This is a genomic window from Synechococcus sp. BA-120 BA3 (assembly GCF_034931285.1).
In the GTDB taxonomy this organism is placed as follows: Bacteria; Cyanobacteriota; Cyanobacteriia; order PCC-6307; family Cyanobiaceae; genus Cyanobium.
In genome coordinates this window covers 1-18885 of the sequence record NZ_JAYGHZ010000250.1, presented here as the reverse complement: position 1 = coordinate 18885, position 18885 = coordinate 1, and the positions used below count along the sequence as shown (strand labels likewise).

Here is an 18885-nt window from a genome sequence, read left to right as displayed (position 1 = left end):
AGGGAATCGCAACCAGCTCGCCACTCTAGGTCAACACCCCTGAGGGCCAAAAGCAAAGTCCGATCAGCATTCCGAGATCGCACCCGGAGACCGGACCAGCGCGTCGGCGACCCACCGTATGGCCCAGCCCTCAGCCATCCGGACGCTATCGTGGTGTGGTCGTCGACCGCCGACACGCGTCTCTGAACTGTCATCCCACCTCCATAACCGATCTGGTCAAGCTGATGGTCTTCTCTCCGGAAATAGAATCTGCCACGACATACGGAATGAGGGGCCTATTGGTAAATCACAAGGGCGAGCGCTGCGGAGTCTATCAATTCGGCAAGCGACTTTTTCAGAGTCTACAATCATTCAAAGAAGTTGCCTGGTCATACGTGGAGTGCAGCAATGCACACGACTACATAGATGCTGTTAAATCCCATTCTCCTGATTTTGTTGTCATAAATCATGTTCCATTCACAATGCCCTGGCTTTCCGCGAGCGTAATTGCCGAAGCCAGTGTTCAGACATTCTCCATACTGCATGAGGCGTTTCAACGGGCGGCAGACACGCTGAGCGCTGCGCCGTTCGTTGGAGTTCTCTGCCCCGACCCGACGCTCGTCGCACGTAATCCGGCGGCTCTTCCTGTCCCACGCTTCATCCCCGAACCGCGTCCGGCTCAGCCAGCCAAAGCCGGCGTCTTCACGATCGGAAGCTTCGGATTCGCCTACGGCGAAAAGGGATTTACGCGGCTATGTGCCCTCGTGAATGAGCAATTCACCGAGGCGGTCATTCGGATCAATCTTCCGCCCCACGATCATGAGGAGATGGCTTCGCGAGAGCAGGCCGCGGCGGTGGTGGAAGAGTGCCGTCGAAACATCACCAAGCCTGGCATCGACCTGCAGATCACCCACGATTTCCACGACGACGAGCAACTGCTCGATTTCCTCGCCGGCAATTCCATCAACGCCTTCCTCTACGAAGGCGATGCCAGTCGGGGGATTTCTAGTTGTATCGACTACGCGCTCGCCTCAGGTCGACCCATCGCGGTTAGCGCATCCAGCATGTTTCGTCACATTCATGGGCTCAACCCGTCGGTGTGCGTCGAACACCGATCCCTGCGGGACATCGCCGAGGGCGGCGCCGAGGCCCTCGCGAGACTTCGAGATGCGTGGTCACCGCAGGCCGCAGGCGCAGCATGGAACAAGGCAATCCTCGAAGCGCTGGCCTCACGTGAGCTGTCGCGCAGCGTGCCGGACGGGCGTGGGTTCAACAAACGGCTTGATGACCGCTCGCGCAACGCCTACGGCACGGCGCTGGCCGAGATGCAGGCCCGGGTGCCAGAACTGCTCGAGCGCAAGATCCCGGAGGCGAACATTCAGCAGGCCTTCGGCCTCGACACAGCCATTCGCTTGGCTCGCCGCTATACAACGCCGCGAATCCTCGCGGTCGGCGCCTACGAGGACACCACTGTTGCGACGCTCAAGGCCTTGGGTTACATCGTTGAGGAGGTGGACCCGCTCGTCAACGGGCTCGATCTAGCCGGTTTCTACGCATCGAACCAGGGCGTGCCGGGATCCTTCGACATGGTCGTCTGCATCTCCGTCCTGGAGCATGTGGAGGATGACGAGACCTTCATGCGCATGGTGGCCGACCTGCTCGCGCCCGATGGGGTGGCGGTCTTCACGGTGGATTTCTCCAACCTCTATCCCGAACATGGTCGGAAGCCCAGCGTGGATTACCTGCTCTATACCTCCCATGATCTGGGGCAACGCCTGATGGCAGCGATGCCCGATTGCGCGCTGCTCGACCCTCCTGACTGGGACGACGGTGAGGACGACTTCCTGTTGGGGGACGTGCGCTACGCCTTCGCCTCCTGGGTGTTCCGCAAGCTGCCGGCCGACCAACTCCGCCACGTGCTGCCAGATCGGATCGCGGCGGGGGCGCCGTGGAAGGCGGCGCTGGCGGGGCGCGGCCTCTCGACAGGCCAGGACCACGTCGCGGATTTCTCGCCGGAGGGCGTCATAGAGGAGGACACGTCCTCCGTCCCCGCTCCCGCCATGTCCGACGATGAGTGGAAGAGAGAGCTTTGCTCGCATCTGCGGATGGAGGAGGGCCCTCAGGCGCTAAAGGCGGTGCTTCCACTGGCGCGGTTGATCCGTCGCCTATCGAACACAGTCAGGTAGTGCTCTTGTCAAGTCCATGATCCAGAAGCGAACAACTCCATGTTTCATGCGCGTCGAAGGATCCGTGTCAGGCAGAGGTGGTCCAGCTGCTGTCTGAATCATCTGCGGCGGATCGTGGCAGACTCTTACTTTCGCATTGTCGACCTCCTTGTCAGAGGACGCGAGGAAGGCAAGAAGGTCCCGCCGAGTGTTCAGTCTCCTGGAACCACGGGGCACCTCCTGTCATTACAGTCGCGCATGCCGGGCCCATCTGGATCAATGGACAAACAAGATTTGGGAGGTTACGGATATCTGATGCCTCGGTCGAGACGACACGGGAGCTTTGGGCGGCCTCGTTACGTGACATTAAGGCGCGGATGCAAGCACTCGCCATCAGGCTGGCGCAGCGGAGCATCCGACCAGCGCCCATCATTGCGTTGTCACCATGGCGAAGGGCCCATCAAGCCCTCGCCGAGAGCGATCAAGTCAAAATGAGAAAATAGCTGTAATGTCAGGCGCGGTTGAATCAGGATCTCCTGACCGAATTTGCGACATGACTGGCAAAAACAAAATAAAAATACTGTATTGCACGATCGTGCCCCTGGAGAATTCCAGCGGCGGGACGATTGTTTGTCGCGAGCACCTGCAGCGGATTACCCGGACCCCGCACAGCGAAGTCCATGTCTTCGCGCCGAATTCCGGAGAGATCAACACCACTGGAGATTTTGTGCGAACTCTCGGGGCGACGTTTCATCCGCTGGAGTTAAGCCTGTCCACGGAGGATACGCCCGATCTGGTGCTTCAGGGCGACCGCTTCTGGGGCTTGGGCGCGTCCGAGCGTTGTGCTTTCATGCTGGAAAAGCAGGCTTTCTACAATTGGCGTGTCGATGGGCAGCTTCGGGAGATCATACAACACGCGTGTCCGGATATCATCATCCTCGACTACCTCTACACCGCACTTTTCCTGCCATCCGCCTTCCACGCTGGCGTACCAGTATCGGTCGTAACGCTCAACCGCGAAAGAGACTTTTACCGTCAGCAGCGCGAGCTCGGCCGACTTCCCGAGGATGCGGTTGACTCGTCCTTCGCCGAGTGGCGTCTAGGCCGCTTCGAAAGCGAGGTCCATGCCAATGCCGACAGCCTCGTCGTCCTCAGTCCGCACGACATCCCCGCGAATCCAGCCATCGCGGCCCGCACCACGGTGATTGGGCCTGTCCTTGAGGCCAATGAGCAAAAGTGGGCTTGGGTTGGAGAACGGAATCTTTTCTTTGTCGGCTCCATCGGGCATTATCCGAACTTTGCCGCGGTGCGCTGGCTGTGCGAAGCACTCTCCCCGGCCCTGGAGCAAGCAGACCCCGGAGTACAGATCGTCATCATCGGGGCCGACGCGGCGGAGGTTCCAGAATCATGGAAGCGCTCCAACGTCAAATTGCTCGGCAGGTCCACGCAGGAGGAGGTTCTGCGGCAGTTCACCTCATGCGGCCTTTTCATCGCGCCGATCGAAAACAACTTCGGCTCGAAGATCAAGATTCTCGAATGCCTCGCCCACGCCACCCCGCTGGTCGCCACGGCCGAGGCCCTCACCGGGTTGCCTTCGACGGAGGGTATTCCGCGCTTTTCGCTTGCGGATCCAGAAGGCGCGGCTCTCCTGGTCATCAAGTTGCTGCAGTCTCGCCACGAGCAGGAAGAGCTGTCTGCCAGGTTGCAGTTGCTCCTTCAATCCCACCTGGCCATGAGCTCGGCGGCTTGGCCGGCCTTGGTCGAACGCCTGACAGCACAGCCGGCACGACCGCGAAGATTGTTCCTCCCATCCTTCCTGCGTCCCCGATTTCTCCAGATTAAGAATCGCACCTGGGAAGTCGGCAGCAACCATTTGTTCTGGCTTCGTTCTAGCGGTCTCAGTCCCGTGGAAATCTATGAGGGGCGTCCGATTCGCTGGACTGGCCCGAAAGCTGAGTTCACGGTGGCGATCAACCCCAGGAGGCCACCCCGTTGGATGGATCTCCTGTTTTGGGAGATCACTCCCGAAGACGGTGTCGAGTTTCGGGTTTTCGCCAATGAGACGCAAGTGGCAAGTGGACGCATTTGCGGGACAGAGCCCATCCGTATCGTGCGCTTGCCGCGGCTCGACGGTCTCGAGACATTGACGATTCGCATCGAAACGCCCGGATTTCGAATCTCCGGAGACGATCGCATCCTCGGCGTGGCTATCGAGTCCATCCGCTTGAGTCGTCGGCGCTCGAGTCTGCTCGCCAGTCCCAATCTGGCGGTGGCAGCTTGAAGCGCGTGTTCATGCCAGCCAACTCCATGCCCATCCCAAGCCTGATCGAAGACAGGGTGACGGCGCCAAGTTGACCGACGACGAAATCAACAACGCCTTCTCTCCAAGCGGAGAAGTCGGCAGTTTCCAATATGCTGCTTCCAATACACTCGCGGCCGCTGCATGATTGAGCGATCAGGGTCCTGGTCGCTCAAGGCCAGTTTGGCAACCTTGTTGAGCTCGAAAGATCGGCAGAGCAGCAGCTTCGGCCTTTCATGAAGCACAACTGAACACGTCGACGGCTTCAAACATGAGCTACGGGAAAAGCCTGTGAGATCTGCTCCGAGTACGCCGATAACAGATCTAAGATGCTACTCAAGGGCTAGCTGACACAGGTGGATGTGTTCTCCTACAAAGAGCGGCCAGACCAGCATGTCCGACAGGCTCAGCCAGGACACGTCAAGCGGAGGCCTCGGCCTGAGAGGATCCGCCCGCTACACCGAGAAGATCTATGCTCCGGGGCTGGAGCTCGTCGGCTACTCACCTTAGGGAAAGGAAGGAAAGTGCCGTGGCTGAACCAGTTCTAAGACTGGGGAGCACCAGCCGCTCGAGCCGCCTTCAGCTTCTCTTCCAGGGCAGCGTTTTCCAGCCTTAGGCGATCGTTTGCTTCCCGCAGCCGTGAAAGATCTGATTCAACCGCGGACAGCATGGTGCGAGCTTCGGCGGCTGCCTTCGCAATCTTGCCCAGCTCGGCTCTGGATTGTGCCAACTCACCCTGGGCGGCGGTCAGGGCATCGACAGTGGTCAGTCGCGCCGGCAGCCGACCCAACAGAATGATCCATGACTCCCGCAAGCGGAACCTGATCGAATGTGGCCGCCGTGGTGAAGTCATTGGAGTTGGAGCGGGTCGTCAGTGAAGTGGCTCGGCAATCAGACGATCACAAAAGCCAAAGATATCCTCGCAGGAACCGACGTCGATCTGCCGAAGCGTTTCCTGGAGGTCTACCTCAAAGTAGGCGGACTCGGTAAGCCCAGGGGCGTCAATGTGGCGAGCATAGTCGAGGCCATGCCTTGAAAACAGCTGCTGAACAAAATCGCGGCCATTCCAGGTAACGCCGCTGGCGAAGATCATCTCACCACTGAAGCCAGCCTCAACGGCAAGGCGCGCCATGCGCATGAAATCACGGGCGGAACTCCAGTCACAGTGAAAGGAGAGCGTCTGAAGAGACTCCCGATGCAGTGGATTGGCCAAAGCGGAAGACACAGCCTTGCAGATCTTCGGAATAAAGAAGGAGCTGGGACGTCGCTCTGACTCGTGATTGAAGAGAATCGCCACGGTTGTCCGGATCCCATGGGCCTTCTCGTAATAGGAGGCGAGCTGACCCGACGCCTTCTTGGTGATGGAGTAAAGACAGCTGCCTTCGCGAGGCGTGGAAAGATCCACCCGTCCCCGCAGCGCCGGCCCAAAGATCTTGGCTGAGCTGGCGTAGAAGACCCTGAGCTGAGGGTTCTGAAGCCTGGCGTACTCCAGCACCCGATGAAGGGACTTGGTGTTGACATCCAAGGCATTCCCCCACACTTCCTCGTAAGGGAAACCAGCTGATCCATGCACGGCTGCGACATGGAATACCTCATCCGGTTGGAACTCTCTGAGACAGAGGTCCAACTCAGCCGAATCAACGAGATTCAGCTGTCGGTAAACAAAGTCGGGACTGTCAATCCGGTAAGGAAAGGTCTCTCCGCGTCCAAGGCCAAGGACCTGACGGCCTGAGGCCACCAGCTCTTCCGCCAGAATGCTGCCGTCCTGGCCTCCAACGCCCAGAACAAGGGAACGCGTCATAGCTGCTGCAGGGAAACGAGTTTGTGGTGGAAGTCGCTCAGAATGCGCTTCACTGTTGGAAGGTACATCGGAACGTCATGACGGGTTTTCTGATCCTCGTGCTGGCGGGAGCAGGCAAGAACTTGGTCCACGGCATAAAGTCGTGCACCAGATAGAGCGAATCGCAGGAAAAGCTCATAATCCATGGCATAGTGCAAATGCTCCTTCACATGGGAGCCGGAACGAAGCCAGAGGTCGCGGGTGAAAAACAGTTCCGGCTGGTAGAAGTAGAGACCTTTCTGCCACGTTGATGTGAAACTCGCCAGGTCACCAAAACTCAACGGACTCAGACATTCTCGGCGGAAGCCTGAGTAGTGGACCAGGTTGGTCTGGCCAGCACCATCGATCACACGACAGCCACCGACGATAATGTCGCAATCCTGGCCAGTTCGAACGCTTGCGACAGCTTCCAGTGCACCCGGCTCCAACCTGTCATCACTGCACAACCAGGTCAATATGTCGCCGGTGGCCCGTTGGAATCCCTTGTTCAAGGCGTGGGACTGCCCCCTGTCCGGTTCGATCACAAGATGGGAAAGGCGGTCGCGATAGGACTCCAGAATCTCACGGCTGCCATCCGTGGATCCACCATCAATGACGATGAACTCCAGATTGGGATAATTCTGCCCAAGGACGGAGTCCAGACAGTCCCTAAGGAAGTTGCATTGGTTATAGCTGACTGTCACCACGGAGATACGGGGCCATTCGCTGCAAACCAACGCTCCCGCAGCATGGCCCGCAGCCGTTGACAACTCCTGACCAGGATCGTTCCCGGTGCGGTCGGATGGTTCCCCGGGCTCCGGAAGATAGGACGACCGCATCGGCACGCGCATCCCAGGCAGCGACTGGCGTGGAGAATGGGAAACGTATATCCCCTCTTGCGTCGTTGAAGGCAGCCGCCAACCCCCCAGGCGCTTCAGGCGCCTGCGGACCTTGCTCACCGCCCGGGCAAGACGAGTATGCGTGGATGGTTCCGAAGCAACCACAGCCCCGTAACGGGACATCCAGTCAACGTCTCCGAGTTGTGGCACCGGAGAACCCGTGACCTCCAGCTGCCATGGCGGTCCTGGTCGTGAGGCACGCTCGAACGCCTCTGGGGGCAGGCCATGGGAGGCGATCAGCTCAGCAAGCTGCCCACAGTCCTTCTCAAGAATCTGCAAGTACGCCCGGACCCCATAGCTCTCCTCGATGCGGACGTCGGCCACCATCCCATCCCCATAACGCACCAACGCATGGGTAGGGCCGAGCAACGGATCCAGGCCCAGGGCTTCAGACACCGGGGTCGTGGCCTGATCGTCCAGGTTCATGAGAAAGACTCCTCGACGAATTGCCACTGCCTCATCCCACCGGGGAGACGGAATGACCCGTCCAGTGGACAGAGAGGCAGAACGGTTCGGCGTGCAAAGTCCAGCAGTTCCGGTCGATCGGGATAGCGCCGGAAAGTGTGGGCCAGAGATTCTGCCGCATCGAGGTACTGGCCCCGCTCGATCAGATAGTCGCTGATCGTGTGGAGAAAGTCGAAGGTCACGGGGACGGGGCGGTGGAACTCGGCGATCGTCCCCTGCAGGCCGCTGCCATGGCAGCGGCGCAGGCACTCGAAGGTCTCCGCAGGGGTGGCATCGGAGAGCTCGATGAGCATGTCTGTCGGCTTCCCCCAATAGGCGAAATCATGGTGAAACGACCCCAGCACCGATCGTCCGCTGGCCAGAACCTGAAGGATGGGGACCTTCCTGGCACGGTCGCAGGTGGCCACCACGGTCAGTCCACTGCCGCAGCCGATGAAATCGGTGCAGTGGTCGAGCAAGGCGAGATTTTCCCGCATCGTGAGGGAGGCTGCCGACACGGCATTGGCGGGCAGGTCATCCCCCAGGGGTTGCATGGTGGAGAGCAGAAAAAAGATATCTTCCTTCGCCTCCAAGCTCAACCGTGCCACCTCCTTGGCAAAACCTGGAGTGACATGGGACTGCATGCTGTTGGAGGAACACTCAAACAGCACAACCCTTCCCTTGGCGGACAGACTGAGTTGAGTGGCATACGCAGCGGCTCGAGACTCTTCGTCAGGAGTCAAAACAATGATGGGATCAATGGGGGCGGTGATCGGACGATCGTAACCCCGGAACATGCTTGGCCTTACCGTGCCGTCAAAACGGCGAAAGTTATCCGGGTAGACCTGCGGTGTCCAGATCCGGTCGTAGGGGTCCGGGCCCGTCTGTCGACGCACAATCTGTCGCATCGCCAATGTCCAGATGATGTCGCGGCTGACATTGCTCCAATCGGAAAGGTCGACAGAGACCACCTCATCCACATAGGGATTGCCGGTCAGCAGATTCCTGCAGCGCGACGAGATCCACCAGGTGAGATGGCAGCCCGGATAGTCCTGCTTGATCTGACGGGCGATCGTCGTGGCATAGAGGCAGTCACCGTTGGCGTCGAGCTGGACAAGGGCAACCTTCATGCGTCGTCAGTAGGGCTGGTAGGACTTCTCCTCGACGATATCTGAACCGCAGAGCACATTGATCATCTTCTTGGCATGGGCCCGCTGGTCATTGGTGCGGTAGATCAGACGAGCGATCTCCACAAATTCCGGACCGAAATCTTCGGCCCTTTCCTTGTCGCGGATGCGGTCCTCCAGGTCCCAGAGCTGGCTGTTCGCCTCCCGCAGGGACGTTTCCCAGAGTGCAATGTCGGGGTTGTCGGTGAGGGACGACGGGCAAATTGAGCGCAGGGATTCAAGCTCGTTGCGCACGTTGATGAGCTTTTCCTCCTCGGATATCCTCTCTTCCTTGATTTCGAGGATTACAATCTTGTCGAGCAATTCTCCAATGGAGACAGGAGCCAGGACGGTGGTGGTGTTCATGGTTGGTTAGGCAGCGCCTGCTGACAGGTCCCCGGGAAGAGCCATGGCACGAAGCCACTCCGCACTGTAGGGGTCGCCGAGATCCCCTAGCCTGACCCTGCGGTCGGTGCGGCAGCAATGAACCTCACAATCGGCGATCAGTTCAAAACGCTCCTTGCCGCGCACATAACTGAGTTGTCCGTCGAGGTCGCGCGAGTCGCGATGGATGGCGGGCCAGGCGATGCGACGCTTGATCTTCCCGACAATCCTCGGAGCGAGGTCGGAGCGGACAAAGAAAGCATTCAAGCCATTTGAGCAGGTGCCCAAAAACTCATAGCCACGGCATTCGGCCAACTCCCGCAACGCCGCGATGGACGCACCGAAGAGCAGACCCGAGTGGTGACTGCGGAAGCGCTCGAACGTCGGGTCGTAGGGAACCGTCACCGCATGGAGGTCACCGAACACGGGATTACACTCAAGAATCAGGATATCCGGGCGCAATCCATCGAGCTCCTTGAGAATCCAATAGTCATTACCATCAAGGTCGATGCTGAGGATGCCCAGCGGTCCGAAAAAACCGTTCCGCTGGATCAGCTCGTTGATGTTCTCCGCAGTGATGAAGGCCGCTTGGGCCTGAACATCATTCCGCCAGTAGGTGGCTGAGGAGCGCAGGTGCTCCATGTTCTCAGGAGTCCCATCAAGGACGAGGCCCGTCCAGTTGCGATTCAGCAGGAGGAAGCGGGTGTTGGCCTCGAGATAGTTCTCAACACCAAACTCCACAAACGTTTTGTTCTGAAGTTCGAGATTGGCGACCAGCCATTCAATGATGCCATCTTCACCAAACTGGGAGTAGACCTGAAACTCCACATCGGCAAGAGTATCAATCTCCTTCAGGCGCTGGAGCTCGAACGCGGCGAGGCGACCGCACAGACGCGCCGTGCGCTCAAACTTCTCATCCAGCTGCCGGACTTCTGCATCCAGCTGCCGGACTTCTGCGACGCAAGCGGCTACTGCTTCGGCGGTTCCGGCGAGCAGCGCAGAGGCGTTATCGAATCTGTTCCTGAGTTTACGAAGCATGGATGCCGATCTAGACGATTTCGATTTCTGGGAACGGGAAGATCATGCGGCCGCCTCCGGCCAGGTACTGCTTCTCCCTCTGAACGATGCCACTGCGAAAATGCCAGGGAAGAACAAGGTAATAGTCGGGATTCATCGCCGCCGCCTCCTTCTCAGAGATGATCGGAATGTTGGTGCCGGGTGTGACGCGGCCGAATTTTTCCTCGTTGACCTCTGCGATGAAGGGAATCTCGTTCGGAGTGAACCCACAGAACTGCAACAACACGTTGCCCTTGGTGGAAGCCCCATAGCCAATGATCGTCTTTCCGTCAGCGACAAGTGACTTGACGAGGCGCGTGAGGTCGTCGCGGTGGCGGAAGACACGTTCTTCAAAATCGCGGAATGGCTTGGGTGTGGAGAGCCCCATGCGATCCTCCTGCTCCAGAAGCCAATCAATGACGGTTGCGTTGCTACGCAGGGAGGTATTGGATCTTCGCGCGGCGGTGACAGCAAAGCTTCCACCGTTGACATTGTTCATCACGACATCGACAAGCCGCAGATCAGCCGCCTCCAGGATCTTGGCCACCACGCCAAGGGAGTAATACTCCAGGTGCTCGTGGCAGATCGTGTCATAGGAGTTCGTCCGCAGCATGGACGGCATATAGCTCTGCTCGAAATGCCAGACGCCATCCTCAGCAAGCACATCGCAGATCTGCCTGGCAAACGACACTGGATCCTCCAGGTCGTAGAACATGGCGATGGAACTGACAACTTTCGCCGGTGCAGCTGAAACACTCTTGAAAGCTGCGGAAGAAAAGAAGTCAGGGACCAGTTTGATGTCATCGGGGTAAAACTCCGAAAACTTGACGCCTGTCGGGTCGATGCCGATGCGATGCAGATCCTGCGTTGCATAGGCCTTCAGCGTGGTGGCATCATTGCTTCCGATATCCAGAACGGTGTCGCCGGGGCCCACCCCCGAAAGACGCTCAAGATAGCGCACCTTGCCGGTGAGGTGCTCCACCATCGACTGGTTCAGACCCGACCGATAACCATAGTTCTCTCCATACATTTCGTCCGGATTATAGGAATGCCTGAGCTGCACAAGTCCGCTGGAAGGGCACCAGACAAGCTCCAAAGGCCCCCGGGTGACCTGCTCCTGTGCCGAGGTGGGGAAAACGCCAGTCAGTGTCTGCTGGCCAAGATCGAGGATCGAAACAAGGTGCTCATCACAACTCACACGGCAATGTTCAATTGCTTTGTAGGCTTTATCCATTCGAAAGCGCATGGGGGGCAAGCGGGAGCATTGTATCGGAGAGTGTCTCGTTTTCCCAAACAGCCTGCGCAGTCAAGGACGCATCGGCACTCCCATCAACTTCGCCTGAGATTCGACGCTGGAGCCGATGCCGTGGACAACTGGCAGGGCACGGGAGGAAAGTTTCTACGTTTGGCAACGATCAGCAACTCGATAGCCGTTGGACTGTTAACTCTTCATCGGCCTGGCCGACGGTAGCCGACCGGTGCCTGCATAGGCCTCCACGTGCTCCTGCACCAGGCGATCCATGGCGAACTGGCGGCGCAGCCGTCCGTACTCCCCTGGACCGAGGCACTGGCTGGGACGGGCCTCGGGGCTGTCGGAACGGCTGAGGAGCCACTCGGCCCAGGCCCCGGCATTGAGGGCAGGCAGAAAGGTGGAAAATCCCCGGCCGACCTCCCGATGGACCTCAAGGTCGGAGGCCACGACGGGAGTGTCACAGGCCAGCGCTTCGATCAATGGCAGCGAAAATCCCTCGGCCAGAGAGGGGACCAGCACCGCTTCCGCCTGGCGGTAGAGCCAGGCCAGAACGGAGTCGCTCGCCGGCAGCTGCAGAACGGCATGCTCCAGTCCATGGGCCGCGATGCACCGCTGCTCCTCGGGGCGCCAGGCGCCACCACCGGCGAACACCAGCAGGGGAAGATCGCCCCCCGATCGGCAGCCCCGGTGCAGTAGCGCCAGGGCTCGCATCAGGGTCATGCCGTTCTTGTAGGCATGGCGCTTGCCCACCATCAGCCAGAAGCGTCGCCCCTGCAGCCGGGCCACCGGTTCAGGCGGGATGCTGTCCAGCGCTGTGGCCAGATGAATCACCTGGACAGGCGTCTGCAGCCCGGGATGAAAGAACACCAGATCATCGGCGGAAGCGGCACTGATACTGATGATCAGATCGGACGCAGACAGCCAGGACGCTTTGTTGGCGTGGGGGGAGCGCAGACCCGGCAGAAAGAACTGCTCCGGATGGCGTTCCGGAACCATGTCAAACAGAGAACTCACCAGGCGCTGCCCGCGGCGAGGCCGGTATGGACGTCCTCCGTAAAAGGTGGCATGCACCACATCGGCCTGCCGCCATGCCCCGCGCTGCCACCAAGCGGTGGAGGTGGAAGGCGCCAGACTCACCCGAACCCCAGCCTGCGGCAACGCAGCGGCGAGCTCGCAGAAGTAGCGGCTGATGCCACCGCGTCTCTGCCGGCGCAGAATCTGGGCATCGAAGCCGATATGGAGTGGACCCACAGAGGAAGGACAGCAGGGGCGCTTGACCAGCTCAACGGACGCTGGAGAGCATGGGAGCTTACGTCCACAGGACCGGAGGCCAGCAACGCTGTGGCAGGCTGTGGTTCAGCCACCCCCAGCCCATGAAGCAGGACCCTGAAGGCTGGGCCATCCAGGGCAGGGCTCAGGCAGACACCCGTCCAGCCGCAAGGGTGCAACCGCTGGTGACCATCGTCACCCCTTGCCTGAATGCGGTCGAAACCATCAGCGAAACCCTGATGACCGTCGTACAGGCGCAGGCCGTTCTTGCGAAAGATCACTGGGAACTGGAACACATCCTGATCGATGGGGGTTCAACGGACGGCACGGAAGCTGTCGTGGCAAGACATGCCGCCAGGTACGGTTTCTGTCGTTGGATCAGCAACATCACTGGCGGGCCCTATGCCGCCATGAATGTGGGGCTGCAGCAGGCTGGAGGTCGCTACGCCCATGTGCTCAATTCCGATGATCTTCTGCTCGATCCGGGAGCCTATGCCGCCTTCCTGCAGGCCGGCCATCGGAGCAAGGCCCGTGTGCTGCTCGCTTCGATCGGCTATTTCCGGCGGCCCGATCGCCAGCTCAGAAGCCTGTGGGAGGTGGAACCGATCCCAGCCAGTGCCGCTGAATGGCGGCGCCAGTTGGCAGAAGGTCTGCATTACCCACACCCAGGATTCATCGCCGATCTTGAGACGTACAGACAGCAGTCCTTCGATGAGACATATAGTCTCTCGGCCGACTACAAGCTGATGCAATCCATTCTCCTGGCGCAGCCCCCGGAGGCCCCCCCCATGGTCTGCCAGCACCCCCTTGTGGCCATGGCCGAGGGAGGGGCGACGGGGAACTGGAAGGCCGTTCTCCAGGGGTGGCGACAGCTGGGCGCCATCAATCAGGAACTGGGCATTGAGGCCAGCGGCGTCCGGCGCTACTGGCGGAAGCTCAAGCAGCGCTTGCGTCCTCTCCCCCAGCCGATCCTTATCCCGCACCTGGAGATACCGGAGTCATGAGTGGACTGAAGATTGCTTTTGATGTAAGTCAGACGGGTCGGCAAAAGGCCGGCTGCGGCTTCTATGCAGCAGCCTTGATTGATGGCCTGCTGGAATCAGCTGCCGATGATGAGTTCACCCTGATGACGAGCTTCGGCGACTTCTTTCATGACCCCTTCCAGGCCGTGGCGTTTCCGCACTGGAGACGCGGCGTTCACTTTGGCCCTCGCAAGGTCCGCCGCAAGAGTGCTTCGCGATTCTGGATCAATCGTGGCAAGGCCGGATCATTCTTGGACCGCTTTGATGTTGTCCACGCCAACAACTTCTGGTGTCCACCATGGCGCTTACGCGGCACACTCATCTACACGCTCTACGACATGAGTTTTATCGAGCATCCCGAGTGGACCACCGAAAGCAACCGTAAGGGCTGCCTGGAAGGGGTTCAGAGGGCCGCCCAGTATGCCGACGGCTTCGTGGCCATCTCAGAGGCGACCAAGCAAGCGTTCCTGAGGCACTTCTCCAGCATCGCCCCAGACAGGGTGCATGTCATCTATCCGGCCTCACGCTTCGGACAACCGGGCTTTCATCCGGAATCCCAACCACCTGACAACAGCATCTTTAAAGCTGGGGAGTCCTTCTTCCTGTCGACAGGAACCATCGAACCCCGGAAGAATCAGGCCTTTCTGCTGGATGTCTACCAACAGTTTCGTGCCAGGGGCGGCGCCCCCATCCCCTTGGTCCTTGCCGGTAAGCAAGGCTGGATGATGGATGGCTTTGATCAGCAGGTCGCCGCCTCACCATGGGCTAACGACATTCACATTCTGGGCTACGTGAGTGATGGAGAACTGGCCTGGCTTTATCAACATTGCCTTGTCAATCTCTATCCCAGTCACTATGAGGGCTTCGGACTGCCCGTGCTGGAGGGAATGCACTTCGGGACCCCGGTCATGTGCTCCAACAGGACCTCGCTGCCGGAAATCGTGGGTGAGGCCGGGGTCCTCCTGCCACCTGGTGACCTCACCGGCTGGGTCCACGCCCTGGAGTCGCTGGCCACCGAGCCCCAGCGGCGCCAGCAGCTCCAGCGATCCGCTGTCGCCCGTGCAGCCCGGTTCGACTGGAAGCGGAGTGCCGCCCAGATCCGCAGCCTCTACGAGGCCGCCAGCGGCTGAGGGCCGTTTCCCCGGGTCAGCCATGGGGGGGATTGGCCAGGGGCACCCTCGATGGTGCATGATGGCCCAGTCGGCGGTGAGCCCGACCGGAACGCTTTCCCCCAGAGGCGCTCTGCGGATGTAGCTCAGTGGTAGAGCATCTCCTTGCCAAGGAGAGGGTCGAGAGTTCGAATCTCTTCATCCGCTTCATTCAACCCGCGGCGAGTCGGGCTCCAAGCCTCTCAGCGGTTCAACGCCCGCGGGCCTTGAGCACGGTCTTGACCGTTTTCAGCAGGATCAGCAGGTCCAGGGCGGTGCTCCAGTGGCGCAGGTAGTAGAGGTCGTAGCTGAGCTTGAGTTCCGCCTCCTCGACGCTGGCCGCGTAGGGGGCACACACCTGGGCCCAGCCGCTCAGGCCGGGCGGCATCCAGTGGCGCTTGCGGTAGTGGGGGATGCGGGACTCGAGGTCGTGCTCCAGCTCCGGGCGCTCCGGGCGCGGCCCGATCAGGCTCATGTCCCCCCGCAGGACGTTCCACAGCTGCGGAAGCTCATCGAGCCGCACCCGGCGCAGGAACGCCCCCGTGCGGGTGATGCGGGCGTCTCCTCGCACCGTCCAGGTGGCCGGGGCATCGGGAGCGGCCTGGCACATCGTGCGCAGCTTGTAGAGCTGGAAACACCGGCCCATGAGCCCGCTGCGCTCCTGCACGTAGAGCACCGGCCCCCGGTCCTCCAGCCAGATCATCAGCCCTGCCAGCAGCAGCAGCGGCAGGGTGGCCACCAGCAGCAGCAGGGCCAGGGCCACATCGGCGCTGCGCTTCAGCTGGCGCTGCACGCTGAGGGGGTTCGACCAGGGGATGTCCTCCAGCCCGAGGGCCTGATCCGGCAGGTGGGCAGGCAACAGCCTCTGCTGCTCCCGCTCGGCGTGCTCCAGCGGGCTGAGGCCCTGCCGCTGGCGTGTTCTGGACAGCCGCCACAGCAGCACCCGCACGGCCAGGGCCCAGAGGCTGAGGCTGCTCAGCAGCACGAACTGGACCCGCCGGTGGGCCAGCGTGAAGGTCTCCGGCAGGTTCAGAAGCCAGTAGAACAACACCACCACCAGGGCGGTGGCCAGGGTGGCGGCCAGCAGACGCACCAGCAGCTGCAGGAGATCCAGGCGAGGCCAGCGCAGCAGGGTGTAACTGCCGAACAACCAGCTGAAGGCGATGTAGACGAGCGCATAGGCCACCAGCCAGGTGGGCTGCCCCTGCAGACCCATACCGGCGAAAGAATCAAGCAGGGCCGCCAGACCCAGCACCCCCAGCAGGTCGCAACCGGCACACAGCAGCAGAATCTGGCGGGGTCTCAGGCTGAACACACCCGGGCCAAACACACTGGGGACATCGAATCGAACCTGGGGATCCACCCCTTAGACACAACTGCCGGCTCGAGCCCGTCTAGGGGTAGGGGCAGAACCTTCGCGCGCCCCGGACAGCCCGGGCCCTCACACCACCAGCAGACTCATCCCCCAGTTCACCAGCACCAGGGCCACCCAGGCGGCACCGCCGATCAGGATCAGGCGGTTGGAGCGGCCGCTGTCCTCAGTGCTCGCGTAAAGCACCGGCACCGCCACGATCAGGGCGAAGGACATCACCACCAGGGCCAGAACGGTGAGGGTATTGAGGATCTGCATGGGGCAGGAAGGCTCGGGGCCGGATCAGGCAGCGTGGGCGATCCTGCCATGCAGCACGGGGCCCTGCCCGCCGCCGGAGCCATCCTTCACACGTTGTCGGGCGCGAACAGATCGCCGGCGGCTGCCAGGGCCCCCAGACCGGGGGCGGCGGCGTCCTTGGGGGCCAGGAGGGGCTGGTGGGGCGCTGGCAGCTCTTGCAGGGGCCAGTCGATGGCGATCGCCGGGTCGTTCCAGGCCAGGGAGCGCTCGCACTCCCGGCTCCAGTAGCCGGCGGTCTTGTACTGCACCTCGGCCACCGCGCTCAGGGTCAGGAAGCCGTGGGCGAAGCCCACCGGCACCCACAGCTGGTGCTGGTTCTCGGCGCTGAGCCGCTCGCCCACCCATTGCCCCAGGGTGGGGGAATCCCGGCGCAGGTCGACGGCCACATCGAACACCTCCCCGACGGTGCAGCGCACGAGCTTGCCCTGGGGCTGGGGCGCCCGCTGAAAATGCAGGCCCCGCAGCACCCCCTGCACGGAGCGGGAGTGGTTGTCCTGCACGAACTCGGGGGCATCGGCGTCCTCCTTGCCGAGGGCCTCGACGAAGCGGCGCCGGTTCCAGCTCTCGCTGAACCAGCCCCGCTCGTCGGCGTAGACCGCCGGGGTGAGCAGCAGGGGGCCGTCGATGGCCAGGAACTGAACGTTCATCGCTGGGGCTCCAGGGCCAGGTGGTCGCTGGCGGCCTCCTGCAGCAAGCGCAGCAGGTAGTCGCCGTAGCCGGATTTCTTCAGGGGCAGGGCCAGCCGCTCCAGCTGGCCATGGTCGATCCAGCCCAGGCGCCAGGCCACCTCCTCGGGGCAGCCCACCTTGAGGCCCTGGCGCTTCTCCAGGGTGCGGATGTAGCTGGCGGCCTCGTGCAGGGAATCGGGGGTGCCGGTGTCCAGCCAGGCCATGCCGCGGCCCATCAGTTCCACCCGCAGCAGACCTTCATCGAGGTAGAGCTGGTTGAGGTCGGTGATCTCCAGCTCGCCCCGCGGCGAGGGACGCACCTGGCGGGCCCGCTCCACCACGGTGTGGTCGTAGAAGTACAGGCCCGTCACGGCATAGCGGCTGCGCGGCTGGGGCGGCTTCTCCTCGATGCTCAGCACCCGGCCATCGCCGCTGAACTCCACCACCCCGTAGCGCTCCGGATCGCTCACCGGGTAGGCGAACACCGTGGCCCCGGGCCGCTCGCCGTTGGCCCCCTGCAGCTGGGGGATCAGGTCGTGGCCATGGAACAGGTTGTCCCCCAGCACCAGGGCCGCCGGGGCGCCGTCGAGGAACTCGGCGCCGATCAGGAACGCCTGGGCCAGCCCGTCGGGGCTGGGCTGCACCGCGTAGCGGATCGTCATGCCCCAGCCGGATCCATCCCCCAGCAAGCGCTCGAAGGCCGGCTGGTCGGTGGGGGTGGTGATCACCAGCACCTCGCGGATGCCCGCCAGCATCAGGGTGCTGAGCGGGTAGTAGATCATCGGCTTGTCGTACACCGGCACCAGCTGCTTGCTGACGGCGGTGGTGAGGGGGGCCAGGCGCGTGCCGCTGCCCCCCGCAAGGATGATGCCTCTGCGTTTCATGGCCGGGCCGGCAGGGCGGCCATCAGGCTGCCCATCTCAAGGGCCTGGAGGCCGTAGCTCCAGCCCAGGTTGCTCTTGATGCCGGCCCGCTCCAGGGCCTGCTGCAGGGTGTCGGTGGTGAGCACCCCGAAGATCACCGGCACGCCGGTGTCGCGGGCCACGGCGGCCACCCCCTTGCTCACCTCGGCCACCACCACGTCGAAGTGGGGGGTGTCGCCCCGGATCACCGCCCCCAGGGTGATGACCACCTGGTAGCGGCCGCTGGCGGCCAGCCGCTGGGCCACCAGGGGAATCTCGAAGCTGCCCGGCACCCAGGCCACGTCGAGCTGGGTGCTCTCGGGGCCCACGTCAATGCCGTGGCGGGAGAGGGAATCGAGGCAGCCGCTGAGCAGCTTGCCGGTCACCAGATCGTTGAAGCGGGCGATCACCAGGCCGATCCGCAGACCGGCGACATCGGTGAAGCGACCTTCGAAAACCGTCAAGGGGTCAGACCACGAAGAAGCTCATGCCCCAGTTGAGCAGCACCAGGGCCACCCAGGCCAGCCCCCCGACCCGATCCCCTTACGATCGGGACGCTCCTGACGGCGGACCCATGGCCAGGGAAGTCCAGCAGCAGCTCACGCTCGCGGACGATCCGGCCCTGCAGGGGGACCTGTTCGGGGGCACGCCCGAGCCCACCGTGCTGGCGACGGAGTCGCCGTCCGATGGGGACGCCCCGGACGACCAGGCCCTGCTGGCCGATGCCAGCGCCCGGCCCCGCAC

Annotated in this window: 17 protein-coding genes and 1 tRNA gene; 5 read left to right on the top strand and 13 right to left on the bottom strand. The window is 61.7% G+C overall.

What is annotated here, in order from left to right; genetic code table 11:
* Nucleotides 1-461 precede the first annotated feature (461 nt).
* Both VB737_RS07940 and VB737_RS07935 read left to right on the top strand, forming a co-directional pair.
* Entirely contained in the window at nt 462-2165 is a 1704-nt protein-coding gene (locus VB737_RS07940) for a class I SAM-dependent methyltransferase (protein WP_500312337.1), read from the top strand.
* Between the two features lie 532 nt (nt 2166-2697).
* Nucleotides 2698-4425 carry a glycosyltransferase gene (locus tag VB737_RS07935; protein WP_500312336.1) on the top strand — a complete coding sequence of 576 codons (1728 nt, stop codon included), beginning with the start codon at nt 2698-2700 and terminating at the stop codon, nt 4423-4425.
* A gap of 562 nt (nt 4426-4987) precedes the next feature.
* On the opposite strand, the gene VB737_RS07930 is transcribed toward VB737_RS07935, so the two are convergent.
* From VB737_RS07930 to VB737_RS07895, 8 genes are all read right to left on the bottom strand, one after another.
* Nucleotides 4988-5233, bottom strand: coding sequence for a hypothetical protein (locus tag VB737_RS07930; RefSeq protein ID WP_500312335.1), 246 nt, complete (start codon nt 5231-5233; stop codon nt 4988-4990).
* 81 nt (nt 5234-5314) lie between these two features.
* Entirely contained in the window at nt 5315-6244 is a 930-nt protein-coding gene (locus tag VB737_RS07925; protein ID WP_500312334.1) for a GDP-mannose 4,6-dehydratase, read from the bottom strand.
* On the bottom strand, nt 6241-7587 hold the full coding sequence (locus tag VB737_RS07920) for a glycosyltransferase family 2 protein (protein ID WP_500312333.1): 1347 nt from the start codon (nt 7585-7587) through the stop codon (nt 6241-6243). The genes VB737_RS07925 and VB737_RS07920 overlap by 4 nt, the downstream gene beginning before the upstream one ends.
* Nucleotides 7584-8735, bottom strand: a complete 1152-nt coding sequence (locus tag VB737_RS07915) for a glycosyltransferase family 9 protein (protein WP_500312332.1) — start codon at nt 8733-8735, stop codon at nt 7584-7586. The genes VB737_RS07920 and VB737_RS07915 overlap by 4 nt, the downstream gene beginning before the upstream one ends.
* Before the next feature lie 6 nt (nt 8736-8741).
* Nucleotides 8742-9137 carry a DUF6165 family protein gene (locus VB737_RS07910; protein WP_500312331.1) on the bottom strand — a complete coding sequence of 132 codons (396 nt, stop codon included), beginning with the start codon at nt 9135-9137 and terminating at the stop codon, nt 8742-8744.
* 6 nt (nt 9138-9143) lie between these two features.
* On the bottom strand, nt 9144-10193 hold the full coding sequence (locus VB737_RS07905; protein ID WP_500312330.1) for a hypothetical protein: 1050 nt from the start codon (nt 10191-10193) through the stop codon (nt 9144-9146).
* Between the two features lie 10 nt (nt 10194-10203).
* Nucleotides 10204-11445: a class I SAM-dependent methyltransferase gene (locus tag VB737_RS07900; RefSeq protein ID WP_500312329.1), complete on the bottom strand. Its 1242-nt coding sequence runs from the start codon at nt 11443-11445 to the stop codon at nt 10204-10206.
* A gap of 207 nt (nt 11446-11652) precedes the next feature.
* Entirely contained in the window at nt 11653-12477 is an 825-nt protein-coding gene (locus tag VB737_RS07895) for a glycosyltransferase (RefSeq protein ID WP_500312328.1), read from the bottom strand.
* Nucleotides 12478-12836: 359 nt separating this feature from the next.
* Here VB737_RS07895 and VB737_RS07890 point away from each other — a divergent pair, with 359 nt between their 5' ends.
* The 3 genes from VB737_RS07890 to VB737_RS07880 all read left to right on the top strand — a co-directional run bounded on the left by VB737_RS07890 (nt 12837) and on the right by VB737_RS07880 (nt 15070).
* Nucleotides 12837-13736, top strand: coding sequence for a glycosyltransferase (locus VB737_RS07890; protein WP_500312327.1), 900 nt, complete (start codon nt 12837-12839; stop codon nt 13734-13736).
* On the top strand, nt 13733-14884 hold the full coding sequence (locus tag VB737_RS07885) for a glycosyltransferase family 4 protein (RefSeq protein ID WP_500312326.1): 1152 nt from the start codon (nt 13733-13735) through the stop codon (nt 14882-14884). Before VB737_RS07890 ends, VB737_RS07885 begins: the two co-directional genes overlap by 4 nt.
* Nucleotides 14885-14998: 114 nt before the next feature.
* Nucleotides 14999-15070, top strand: a tRNA-Gly gene (locus tag VB737_RS07880).
* Nucleotides 15071-15113: 43 nt separating this feature from the next.
* Here VB737_RS07880 and VB737_RS07875 read toward each other — a convergent pair.
* The 5 genes from VB737_RS07875 to ribH form a co-directional block, all read right to left on the bottom strand.
* Nucleotides 15114-16217 carry a sugar transferase gene (locus tag VB737_RS07875; protein ID WP_500312325.1) on the bottom strand — a complete coding sequence of 368 codons (1104 nt, stop codon included), beginning with the start codon at nt 16215-16217 and terminating at the stop codon, nt 15114-15116.
* Nucleotides 16218-16343: 126 nt separating this feature from the next.
* Nucleotides 16344-16532, bottom strand: coding sequence for a photosystem II reaction center protein PsbZ (gene psbZ / locus VB737_RS07870; protein ID WP_094584244.1), 189 nt, complete (start codon nt 16530-16532; stop codon nt 16344-16346).
* A gap of 86 nt (nt 16533-16618) precedes the next feature.
* The gene (gene rfbC, locus VB737_RS07865) at nt 16619-17218 is read right to left on the bottom strand and encodes a dTDP-4-dehydrorhamnose 3,5-epimerase (protein ID WP_500312324.1); all 600 of its coding nucleotides are present in this window, start codon (nt 17216-17218) and stop codon (nt 16619-16621) included.
* The gene (gene rfbA / locus VB737_RS07860; protein WP_500312323.1) at nt 17215-18123 is read right to left on the bottom strand and encodes a glucose-1-phosphate thymidylyltransferase RfbA; all 909 of its coding nucleotides are present in this window, start codon (nt 18121-18123) and stop codon (nt 17215-17217) included. The genes rfbC and rfbA overlap by 4 nt, the downstream gene beginning before the upstream one ends.
* The gene (gene ribH, locus VB737_RS07855; protein WP_500312322.1) at nt 18120-18605 is read right to left on the bottom strand and encodes a 6,7-dimethyl-8-ribityllumazine synthase; all 486 of its coding nucleotides are present in this window, start codon (nt 18603-18605) and stop codon (nt 18120-18122) included. The genes rfbA and ribH overlap by 4 nt, the downstream gene beginning before the upstream one ends.
* Between the last annotated feature and the right edge of the window lie 280 nt (nt 18606-18885).